The following is an 11,422-nucleotide window of genomic DNA, read 5'->3' as shown; positions in this document are numbered from 1 at the left end:
ATATTCACTAATTCCACCTTTCTTTGTCATAAAAATATTTTCTGTAAAATTATCCTTTTATATTCATCTATTATCATTTACTTATAACTCTAAATAAATTCATAATCTCATATATACATAAAAATAGCCTATATCTAAACAATCTTATTAAAGATTATTTAGATATAGGCTCTAAATTAATACCCTTAAAAATTTTTCTATTTCTTCTCCATTTAAATATACATCACCAATCATTCCATGAATTCTATAACATTCAATATAATTATGAAAATCTGATCCAGCAGTATAAATTATATTTTTTCTATTTGCAATATCTATAAAATACCTTGTATCATTTTCCGTATTTTTAAAATATTTTGCTTCAATTCCATCGAAGTTTATATTAATAATATTATCAAAGTCTCTTTTGCATAGAAGTACTGGATGTGCAAGTACTACTGTAGCACCAAAAAATTTCAACATATCAACTCCAGTTTGAACGCAAAGCTTATTTTTAAATCCACAAAAATCAATTTTATCTTTGAATATTTTTCTTAAATTTTTAATATTTCCTTTTTTAACATTCAAAAGTACTTCTTTTAGCAAATCATTTTTATAGCTATCATCTTTAAAATATCCTAACACATGTACCCTGCACTCATTATATCTAGTAGATAACTCTACTCCCGGTATGACAGTAATATTATTTTTTCTTCCTTCTACAATTGCTTCATCTATACCATCTGTATTATTATGATCAGTTATAGATAGTATATCTACCCTTTTTTCTTTTGCTAAGTTAATTATTTGACTTGGTGTTAAGCTTCCATCTGAATAAGTTGTGTGTATATGAAAATCGCCCTTTGTATACATACTATATCTTTTCATCCTAATATTTATTTCATAATACAATATATTCATATTAATATATTATTGATTTAATATTAAACAAAAAAAGCAATCCTTTCGGATTGCTTTATGTAAACAAAATTATTTGTTTAATTGAGCTTTTGCAGTTTCTACTAAGTTTGCAAATGCTTTTGGATCGTTGATAGCTATTTCAGATAACATCTTTCTGTTCATGTCGATTCCAGCTAATTTGATTCCGTTCATGAATTTTGAGTATGAAAGACCGTTCATTCTTGTAGCAGCGTTAATTCTTGCTATCCATAATCTTCTGAAATCTCTCTTCTTTAATCTTCTTCCAACGTATGCGTTTCTTAAAGCTCTGATTACAGATTCGTTAGCAGTTCTGAATAATCTGCTCTTTCCACCGTAGTAACCTTTTGCAAGCTTTAAAACTTTTTTATGATTCTTACGAGCATTTACCGCTCTCTTAACTCTTGCCATTTTGTATTCCTCCTAAGTCCTCTATATTATAGGTATGGTAATAATTTCTTCATTGCTTTTTCTTGAGTAGTTGAAACGTAAGAAGCTTTTCTTAAGTTTCTCTTTCTCTTAGCGCTCTTCTTTGTTAAGATATGGCTCTTGAAAGCTTTTGCTCTTTTTAACTTTCCAGTACCAGTCTTTTTAAATCTTTTAGCTGCACCTCTGTGCGTTTTCATTTTTGGCATGATAATATTCTCCTCTCTGGTTATGCTTTTTTAGGGGCTAATACCATAGTCATGTTTCTTCCTTCTTGTTTTGCTGCTTTTTCAACAGTACAAACATCTTCAAGTTTAGAAACAAAGTTTTCTAAGATTTTTAATCCTAGGTGACCTAATGTTGCTTCTCTACCTTTGAATCTAACAGTGACTTTAACTTTATCCCCGTCTAATAAGAACTTTCTAGCATTCTTAGCTTTGATAGCTATGTCATTTTCTTCAATAGTTAAACTACATCTGATTTCTTTAATGACAGTTACCTTTTGCTTTTTCTTAGCTTCTTTTTCCTTTTTAGATTGCTCGTAAATGTATTTGCCTAAGTCCATTATTTTACATACTGGTGGCACTGCTGTTGGAGAGATCATTACTAAATCTAAATCCTTCTCTTCAGCCATTTGTAAAGCTTCCTTCGTAGAAATTACACCTAATTGAGTACCATCTGTATCAATTACTCTAATTTCCTTTTCTCTAATACTTTCATTACAAGTAAAGTTTTTACTGATAACATTCACCTCCGATAAAATCTATCAAGAAAAATATATAAATAAAAGGGCGGCATAATTGCCGCCCTCGTATTATTTAGAAAATCTAGATACTCTTCTAGATAAAAATCCAATAAACTCATTACCTTACTAAGCTTAGCCGTAAGGCGAGAAACGGCTGTTTCTTCTTGACAAAATTTATTATATCATTGCCTTAACATATTGTCAAACCTTTTGTTGTGTAGTTTAATTTGGAAAATATACTTTATTCACAAATACTAATTTGCCTTACCATATTTCCTTTTGTCATGTAGCATTTTTCTAATATTTTGAAGCCAGCTGAAGTTATTAATTTATCCATATCTTCAAATGTTATTATAACTAGTTTACGAGCAATTTTTCTTGAGGTATTAATTATATCTACCTGCTCATTTAGTGTTACAGGTGAAAATAATCCATAAGGAATATCAACTATGGCAACATCAAAAACTTCCTTTATATTATGCATATCTCCACTAGTTATTATCTCTCTATTATAACCTAAAAATTCTATATTATTCCTGGCATTACATGCAATAGGTTTACTAATTTCATAACCCTTTACATCAATCCCTAAATCAAGTGCTTCTATAACAACAGTTCCTACTCCGCAACATGGATCAACTAATGTTAACTCTCTATTATTTCCAACTGCAATATTTATTAATGCTCTAGCCGTTCTTAGAGGTAATGCATTAGAATATGAATGTGGTTTATCATTATGTCTTTGCCATTTAAAACTATTTTTAATTAACTCTCCAAATATCCACTTATCTTTAACTTTAGTTATAGCTAAATCTATTTTTGGATTGTGTATATCAGGAAATCCTGTTACAACAAAACCAATTTTCTTAACGGCTTTAAGACGTTCTTCATAAGGGATATCTCCATCTTCACTTTTTATATAATTAACTTTAAAGTCATCATAAGATATTCTATCTTCTTTTATCTTATTAATTATATCTTCTAAATTTTTCTCTATGTAAATTGATTTAATTTGTAATTTAATAAATGGACTTCTAGATGGATCAAAGTTTATTTCTGAAAATAAATATTTTTCTTCAGGCTCTTTTCCAAAAATACTCCTCATCTCCATATTACATAATTCTTTTTCCATTTCAGAGCAATTAATAAAATAAAAATACTTACCTAGGGTGTTTCCACACTCACTTTTACTTGCTTTACTCTTCATTTTAACACCCTCTTACAAATTACTTATTAATTATTGTTACAATATTCTTCTATAGAATCTGCAACTACTTTTGCATATGCAACTGCATGAACAACTGTATTTGCTCCAGTAACAACATCTCCTGATGCAAATACACCTTCTCTTGTTGTATGTCCTTTTTCATCTGTAAGCAATAATCCCCATTTATTAGTTTCTAAACCAACTGTATTAGCAACTATATTTTTTCTTGGTGATTGACTTACTGCAATTATTGTAGAATCACAGTTAAACATTCCTTCTGTCCCTTCTATAGTAACTGTATTTACTCTTCCTGATTCATCTACTTCATTTTTAGTTTCAATATATTTAACACCATCTTCTGTTAACTCTATAGGTGCTTTAAATAACTCAAACTTAATGCCATCTTCTTTAGCTTCTTCTAACTCTGCTCTAGTACACGGCATATTTTCAAAACCTTTTCTATAAAGAATATATACCTCTTCTGCTCCACTTCTTTTTGCAACTCTTGCTGCATCCATTGCCACATTTCCTGCTCCAATTACAGCAACCTTTTTTCCTAAATTATAAACTTGTGGTGATTTTAAATAATCTATTGCATAGTGTACATTTCCTAATGACTCTCCTTTTATATTTAAAGTCTTAGGATTCCATACTCCAGTACCTATAAATACAGCCTTATATCCATCAAAAAACAACTTATCTAATGTAATAACTGGTCCAATCAAAGTATTTGGTCTTATTTTTACCCCTAATTCAATAAGGATTTCTTCATATCTATCTATCATAGAATTTTTTAATCTATACTCTGGAATTCCATATCTAAGAACTCCTCCAATTTTCTCATGTGCATCAAAAAGAGTAACCTTAAATCCTTTCTTTGCTAATATAATTGATAAAGTAATTCCTGCAGGTCCTGCTCCAATTATAGCAATTCTATCACTTCTAGATTCTACTTTATCAAATTTCACTTTATATAAATACTCTTTAGATATGTACTCTTCAATTTCACAAAAGCTTACTGGTTCACTTTTTATCCCTCTAATACAATTTCCCTTACATTGATCTTCATGAGGGCAAACTATAGCACAAGCAGCTGATAATGGATTGTTATTGAATAATACTTCTCCTGCCTCCATTATTTTTTCTTCCTTAAATAGCTTAACTACTTCTGGAATTTCTGTACTTATTGGACAATTTGACTTACATCTAGCATTTTTACATAATAAGCATCTATCTGCTTCTAATAATAACTCTTTCATCAGTCTCTCCTATTCTAATGATTACTTAATATAGTATATCAATATTGCTTCATCATCTGTTTTGGTAATTTATACAACTTATTTAAGTATTTCTAAAACATAATTTTTAAATTCTTCAAAACTTCCCTTCTCAAAACTAGTTCCCTTATTTATCTTATTAGTAGCAAAATTAAATTCTACAGTTCCATAACTAAACTTTGGGCTTGATATCATAACAGTATCTTCATGTGCACTAAAAATTGCTTTATTCATCATTGATATTTTACATAATTCTAAAAAGCTTTCTTCATTTTCTAGCTTACCTTCACTAATTTTGTTTAAAACAAAATTAAATAATGAATATCCTCCTCCTAATGATATCATACTATTGTTTTGAATATAAAATACCTTATCTGTATTATAGAAGTATTTCATTTTTCCAAAATTAACAGTTTTAAATTGTGAGTTTATTTCTACTTCTTCATTATTATAACTTTTAACTTCAGATTCTATAGCTTCCCATGAAGTCTTTTGCTCTATAGCATTATTTTTAACTACTGAATTAAATTTAAGAATAGCTCCCTCCATCTCTTTATCTGTATATACAACACTTTCATTTATAGCGACATTAAATGTTCCATTTTCATATGTTAAAGTTATCTTATTTCCCATAATAATCTCCTTATCTAATTAATAATAATTATTATTATAACATATTAGCTATTAGTGAACTACCATATAAATCTTAGATTCATTTATTAGTACTTCTATTGTATAAAAATAGTGTTATAAAGATTACTTAATAATCTTTATAACACTATTTTATAATTATTTAACTAATTTTGCTGTATCTCTAGCAATCATTAATTCTTCATTAGTAGGTACTACATATACCTTTACTCTAGAATCTTCAGTTGATATTTCTTGAATCTTTCCTCTTATATTATTATTTTCTTCATTAAGCTCAAATCCAAAGAACTCTAGTCCCTTTAATATCTCTTTTCTTGTAATAGAAGAATTTTCTCCTATACCAGCAGTAAATACTATTACATCTACACCACCCATTGCTCCTGCATAAGCAGCAATTTGAGTTCTAACCTTATAATAGAATATTTCTAAAGCTAGCTTTGCTCTTTCATTTCCTGATTCAGCAGCCGCTAAAACATCTCTAAAATCAGATGATACCCCTGAAATTCCTAAAACTCCTGATTTCTTATTTAATAACTCGTCTACTTCTTCTATTGTATATCCATGTTGTTCTATTAAAAAGCTAATAACAGATGGATCTATACTTCCTGATCTTGTTCCCATCATAACACCTGCAAGTGGTGTGAATCCCATAGAAGTATCTACAGATTTACCGTTTTTAACAGCTGCTAATGAACAACCATTTCCTAAATGACATGTAACTATTTTTAAATCCTTTATATCTTTTCCAATAACCTTTGCTACTTTGTTTGAAACATATTTATGAGATGTTCCATGAAATCCATATTTTCTTATTCCATACTTTTTATATAGTTCATATGGTAATGGGCAAATATATGAGTGCTTAGGCATTGTTTGGTGGAATGCTGTATCAAATACTGCTACCATTGGAGTATTTGGCATTAATTCTTTGCATGCCTCAATTCCTATAATATTTGGTGGATTATGCAATGGCGCAAGCACTATGCAATCTTTAATTGATTGTAAAACTTCATCATTAATTAAAACTGAATCTGAATATTTTTCACCACCATGAACAACTCTATGCCCTACTGCTGAAATTTCATTCATAGATTTAATAACTCCATTATCAGCATCAATTAATGCCTCTAATACTAATTTTATTGCTTCTTTATGATTCTTAATTTCTGTATTTATTATATACTTTTCTCTTCCCTCAACCTTTTGAGTTAATACAGAACCCTCAATTCCTATTCTTTCAACTAATCCTTGAACCATACATTCTTCTGTACTCATATCTATTAATTGGTACTTTAAAGATGAACTACCACAATTTATTACTAAAGTTTTCATTTTCCCACACTCCTTTAAAAATTATTATCATTATTATATATAATAACACTAAATTCTCTAAATAATTAAAAAGATTCATTATTCTATTTTGTCTGAAAACTCTGTGAACTACTCTACACTTTAGAATATATAATATTTTTTTCACTTTCATCAAATTTAATATAATAACTTTTTTTAAATTCATCGTAATATTCTTTTAAAGATTCAATATTTGCTATAATCTTCTCATATTCAGGATAGTCTTTAATAATTCTAGTTATACATCTTATACAAAACTCTCTTCTTTTATTAAAATCCATTCTCATTTCTCTCTTATATCCCCATGTATGCGTAAATAAGTTTTGCTTCATAGAAAATAAGGTATCTAAACTCATTATCTCATTAATTTCAATATTTTTTCTCTTAGCACACATTGATATAAGCCTTTGCTCTGCAAATACCATATTGGTGATCTTATTATGATCACACTCTAAATTATTCATAAAATCTATAGCTGATTTTGTGTAATAATTCTTAAAATCATCATTTGAAATATAAATAAAAGCTGTATTACTAGGTAATACCGACCAATCTAATTCTTCATCTAAAGAATATCCATTTTTAAATTTAAAGTAATCTCTATCTGGATATACTTCCTTTGATATTTTTTCCTTATGAATTACACTTACTTCTGTATCTTTTAAAATACTTTCTATATTTTCCCACACAATAAAATCAGTATCAATCATTACACATGGAGACTTCTGTATTTTCAATGCATAAAGCTTTCCTGCAGCCCAAAATATATTACTATCGATTTTATCGTTAATATCATCTAATTCTATATCAATTCCCAAATCCCAAATTTCATCTAATCCTATACTCTTATAATAATCAGCTCCAACTTTATCAGTAATCATTTTTATACTTCCATTTTTTTCTCTCCACTTTAATGCTGAAAGGATAGTTGTTAATATTTCAAAATCCTCTATATAATATTCCTTATGTTGATTTGAATAAAAAAATGGCCTAGTCCAATTTGAATGAAATGCTTCTATCATTATCCCTTTCCCTTCTTCATAAATATAAATTCTATATAAGGTTTAATCCATATCCCGCTACCCCTGATATATTATATTCTGAAGAAATATTTAGACTACTATATTTATTTATTATAACCCATTTATTCTCTATATTTACATTACCCTTAACTTCTTTTTTATTTGTACATAATACTTTAGTCTCTTGTTTTGTTTTTTTATCTACTCTTTCTCTCATAACCTCTCCTTAAAAAAAATATTATAGCATAGTAAACTTCCATGAATTTACATATGCTATAATATATTATATTATTATTCTTCTAATAAGTCACGTATTACTCTTGTTGCATCCATATAAGAAGCAATAGATTTATCATAATTTAATTTATTTATTATCTTTGATACTAACTCTGACATATCTACAGCTCTATACCATTTAGAATTACGTAATTCATCTGATATATATGTCAAATTAGTAGAATATACTCTAGATATTATCCCATCTTCATGGAATCTGTTGAATTTTTCTAGTCCCTCTGTAAAGAAAGCAAATGTTGTTGCTACATAAACATTTCTTGCTTTTCTTTCTTTTAATTCCATAGCTATATCAAGCACTGATTCACCTGATGCTATCATATCGTCAACTATTAATACATCTTTTCCTTCCACATCTCTTCCCATGTACTCATGTTGTACTATAGGATTTTTTCCATTTACTATTGTTGAATGATCTCTTCTTTTATAGAATAAACCTACATCAACTCCTAAAACACTTGAATAATAAATTGCTCTATCCATAGCTCCAGTATCTGGACTTATAACTATAAGCTTGTCTTTGTTTAACTCTAATGTATTTTCATTCTTTATAAGAGATTTTACTATATCATATGTTGGATAAAAATTCTCAAAAGATAGTAGAGGAATTGCATTTTGAACATTAGGATCATGCACATCAAATGTAAGTACTTCATGTACTCCTAATCTTTCTAGTTCTTGAAGTGCTAATGCACAGTCTAAAGATTCTCTACCCTTACGTCTATGTTGTCTTGATTCATATAAAAGAGGCATTATTACTGTAATTTTTGTAGCCTTACCTCTAATTGCAGAAACAGTTCTCTTTATATCTTGGAAATGTTCATCAGGCCCTTTATGGTTAATAAATCCAAACATTTTATATGTACAACTATAATTACCAATATCGCATAAAATGTATATATCCTTACCTCTTACACTCTCTGATATCTTTACTTTTCCTTCTCCGTTAGAAAATCTTATTTCATCTATTGGTATTAAAAATGACTCATTAGTATTTCTCTTTTCTTGGATAAGCTTATCAATAGCATTTCCAAGTTCCTTACAGCTTTCTAAAGCTATTATTCCCAATTCATGTCTTAATTCTGTCATCAAACTTTCCCCTTTACATTAAAATTTCAAAGATTCAAATTTAATAATATATACTATATAATATGCAATATATCATATATTTATAAATTCTAATCATTATTAGTATATACTAAACCCGAATATTAATAAATAGTTATATAAAAATATTCTACTTATTCATAAATTTTAAAGTATTTTTGTAGAATACTACTAATTTAACTACATATTTTTCAAAACTCTACTATTTTAAAATTAAATTTAAGAATTAATACTATTTGAAATATATTTGATATAATATATAAATGCTCATTTAAACTCATAAACACTAAAAGGAGATTACTTATGGATGAAATACATTACGAAAGATTATTTAATATAAAAACTACAGGTGAACAACAAGGATTTTACGAATCCCATCATTATAATAGATATGAAGCTACCTCTTATTTAGCCTTAGAATCACTATTTAAACAATATAATATAAATAGTTCAGATCATATAGTTGATTTCGGATGTGGCAAAGGACGATTAGCCTTTTACATAAACTATTATTACAATTCATATGTTACTGGAATAGAAATGAACAATAACTACTATGATATATGTGAAAATAATAAAAAAAGTTATTTCAAATCATTCTCAAAGTCTAAAGAAAAAATTAAATTTTTAAATATATTTGCTGAAGATTATAAAGTACTACCATCAGATAATAAGTTTTATTTTTTTAACCCATTTTCACTACAACTATTTATTAAAGTTTTAAATAACATTTTAATTTCTGTAGAAGAATTTCCTAGAGAGATAGATTTAATATTTTATTATCCCTCTGAAGAATACATAGATTACTTAGAAAATTATACGGCACTAACTCTAAAACAGGAAATTCCAATACATAATCTTTACCTAATAGATAAACGCCAAAAATTTTCTATCTATACACTACCTAACTAAATTGTTCGTTAAAGCTTAAGTACCGTGATAACGAAAATTAATGATATTAACCCCAGTAATTCATATAATTTCGCTAATAATTTATATGTATAACATTTTAAGGGTTAACAACTTCTGCTATTATTTATATAAAAAATAATTAACTAAAAATATTTCACCTTTGATAAAATACCCTTAAACAAAAAGGTAACTATCCTATCAAAATAATTTGTAGCACAGAAGATTAACTATAAAAGGGTACTTTATAAGCAGATACATGGAGAAAGAAAAAATGAAATATTAATTTGGAGGGAATATTGAAATTAAGCCGTAGAATTTAATCTTTGTGGAATTGAACTTGCGTAAAGAAGTTGTATTGAAGCGTCAGCGGCTTTTACAACTTTAGCAAGTTCAATGGAACAAAGATATAAATTCTAGGCGAAAATTTCACCGTTCCCGGAAAATAAATATTTCATTTTTTCGCCCCATGTAATGCGCAATTTATTTCAAATGTTCTATTCGGTATCCTATTTCTTTATTTGCCATTCTATAACCTTCTTCTATCATTTCCTCCCTACTTAAACTATTTCCAATCAAATCATCAATAGTCATTTGTTCTCTATTGCTAAAATACTTATCCAAAAGCATTTGTTCTATATCTTCTTGTGATGCTATAGAATAGTCATCTAATATATGCTTAACATTAAATCCATGTTTTCTTAATGCTTTTCCTACTAAAATAGATCTATGGCATCTTATAGGTTCCTGCATAGCTCCTAATAAAACTATATTGTATCCTTTATTACAACCATTTTTTAATCTTTCTATTCCTTCTAAAAATTCTTTTTCTTTTATTACCTTTTCAAAATCAGAATATCCTTCTTCATTATAAGATTCTTTATTTATTCTTTTAGCTGCTAATTCTTTAGCCATATATATGTAGATAAATCCTGCCTTACTTAAAGTATATCTTATAGTTTCTTTATCAAATTGAACATTATATTTTGAATAAGGCGTTCCTCTAATATCTACTACACAATTAATATTATAATGCCTTAACATATCAATAAGTCTTTCAATTGTATAATTAGAATGTCCTATAGTGTATATTTCCATATATCCTCCTAATAAAATTTATTTAACCTTATAGTTATATTTTGCATTAATTCATTTTATATTATTTTATTACGCAAAAAAGGTACTTAGTTAATACTAAGTACCTTACTCTTACCTGGCAACGTTCTACTCTCCCACACAGTCCCCCGTGCAGTACCATTGACGCTGTAGAGCTTAACTTTCCTGTTCGGAATGGGAAGGAGTGTTTCCTCTACGCCATCATCACCAGATGCTATGGTTTTCTAAATCTTCGATTTAGTTGAAACCTTGTACTCCTCAACTCTGTTGAGTGAGTTTCCTTTTAGAGATATTGTTATCTCAAAATTGCACATGAATTACTCTATATTTATTGGTCAAGCCCTCGACCTATTAGTATCAGTCAGCTACATACGTTACCGCACTTACACCTCTGACCTAT

13 protein-coding genes, 1 rRNA gene and 1 other annotated feature are annotated in these 11,422 nt (G+C 28.0%); of the genes, 1 reads left to right on the top strand and 13 read right to left on the bottom strand.

The annotated features are described in order from the left end of the window. Nucleotides 1-171: 171 nt before the first annotated feature. From Q0G30_RS09535 to Q0G30_RS09485, 11 genes are all read right to left on the bottom strand, one after another. Nucleotides 172-852, bottom strand: coding sequence for a PHP domain-containing protein (locus tag Q0G30_RS09535; protein ID WP_294389220.1), 681 nt, complete (start codon nucleotides 850-852; stop codon nucleotides 172-174). Nucleotides 853-969: 117 nt separating this feature from the next. Next, the gene (gene rplT, locus Q0G30_RS09530) at nucleotides 970-1,329 is read right to left on the bottom strand and encodes a 50S ribosomal protein L20 (protein WP_005211350.1); all 360 of its coding nucleotides are present in this window, start codon (nucleotides 1,327-1,329) and stop codon (nucleotides 970-972) included. Nucleotides 1,330-1,355: 26 nt separating this feature from the next. Further along, nucleotides 1,356-1,553 (bottom strand): 50S ribosomal protein L35, encoded by a 198-nt coding sequence (rpmI, locus tag Q0G30_RS09525; protein ID WP_195517320.1) that lies wholly within the window; start codon nucleotides 1,551-1,553, stop codon nucleotides 1,356-1,358. A gap of 20 nt (nucleotides 1,554-1,573) precedes the next feature. Then, on the bottom strand, nucleotides 1,574-2,095 hold the full coding sequence (gene infC, locus Q0G30_RS09520; protein WP_294389218.1) for a translation initiation factor IF-3: 522 nt from the start codon (nucleotides 2,093-2,095) through the stop codon (nucleotides 1,574-1,576). Between the two features lie 26 nt (nucleotides 2,096-2,121). Then, nucleotides 2,122-2,261 (bottom strand) — a sequence feature (ribosomal protein L20 leader region). Between the two features lie 69 nt (nucleotides 2,262-2,330). Next, complete coding sequence (locus tag Q0G30_RS09515; protein WP_294389214.1) at nucleotides 2,331-3,296, bottom strand: SAM-dependent methyltransferase; 966 nt, start codon at nucleotides 3,294-3,296, stop codon at nucleotides 2,331-2,333. Nucleotides 3,297-3,322: 26 nt separating this feature from the next. Then, nucleotides 3,323-4,555, bottom strand: coding sequence for an NAD(P)-dependent oxidoreductase (locus Q0G30_RS09510; RefSeq protein ID WP_294389213.1), 1,233 nt, complete (start codon nucleotides 4,553-4,555; stop codon nucleotides 3,323-3,325). Nucleotides 4,556-4,633: 78 nt separating this feature from the next. Next, nucleotides 4,634-5,206: a hypothetical protein gene (locus tag Q0G30_RS09505; RefSeq protein WP_294389211.1), complete on the bottom strand. Its 573-nt coding sequence runs from the start codon at nucleotides 5,204-5,206 to the stop codon at nucleotides 4,634-4,636. 156 nt (nucleotides 5,207-5,362) lie between these two features. Then, nucleotides 5,363-6,556, bottom strand: coding sequence for an acetate kinase (locus tag Q0G30_RS09500; RefSeq protein ID WP_294389209.1), 1,194 nt, complete (start codon nucleotides 6,554-6,556; stop codon nucleotides 5,363-5,365). Between the two features lie 113 nt (nucleotides 6,557-6,669). Beyond that, nucleotides 6,670-7,596 (bottom strand): DUF6734 family protein, encoded by a 927-nt coding sequence (locus Q0G30_RS09495; protein ID WP_294389206.1) that lies wholly within the window; start codon nucleotides 7,594-7,596, stop codon nucleotides 6,670-6,672. Between the two features lie 31 nt (nucleotides 7,597-7,627). Next, complete coding sequence (locus tag Q0G30_RS09490) at nucleotides 7,628-7,813, bottom strand: hypothetical protein (RefSeq protein ID WP_294389204.1); 186 nt, start codon at nucleotides 7,811-7,813, stop codon at nucleotides 7,628-7,630. Between the two features lie 74 nt (nucleotides 7,814-7,887). After that, nucleotides 7,888-8,979: a ribose-phosphate pyrophosphokinase gene (locus Q0G30_RS09485; protein ID WP_294389202.1), complete on the bottom strand. Its 1,092-nt coding sequence runs from the start codon at nucleotides 8,977-8,979 to the stop codon at nucleotides 7,888-7,890. A gap of 321 nt (nucleotides 8,980-9,300) precedes the next feature. Between Q0G30_RS09485 and Q0G30_RS09480 the strand changes: the two genes are divergently transcribed. Beyond that, nucleotides 9,301-9,909: a methyltransferase gene (locus Q0G30_RS09480; protein WP_294389200.1), complete on the top strand. Its 609-nt coding sequence runs from the start codon at nucleotides 9,301-9,303 to the stop codon at nucleotides 9,907-9,909. A 480-nt stretch (nucleotides 9,910-10,389) separates the two neighbouring features. On the opposite strand, the gene Q0G30_RS09475 is transcribed toward Q0G30_RS09480, so the two are convergent. Together Q0G30_RS09475 and rrf are read right to left on the bottom strand one after the other, a co-directional pair. Beyond that, nucleotides 10,390-11,004, bottom strand: coding sequence for a DUF488 domain-containing protein (locus Q0G30_RS09475; protein WP_294389198.1), 615 nt, complete (start codon nucleotides 11,002-11,004; stop codon nucleotides 10,390-10,392). A 113-nt stretch (nucleotides 11,005-11,117) separates the two neighbouring features. After that, nucleotides 11,118-11,234, bottom strand: a 5S ribosomal RNA gene (rrf, locus tag Q0G30_RS09470). Between the last annotated feature and the right edge of the window lie 188 nt (nucleotides 11,235-11,422).

This window comes from uncultured Clostridium sp. (assembly GCF_934754925.1).
Taxonomy (GTDB): Bacteria; Bacillota; Clostridia; order Clostridiales; family Clostridiaceae; genus Clostridium.
This window is presented reverse-complemented; position numbering and strand designations above follow the sequence as displayed.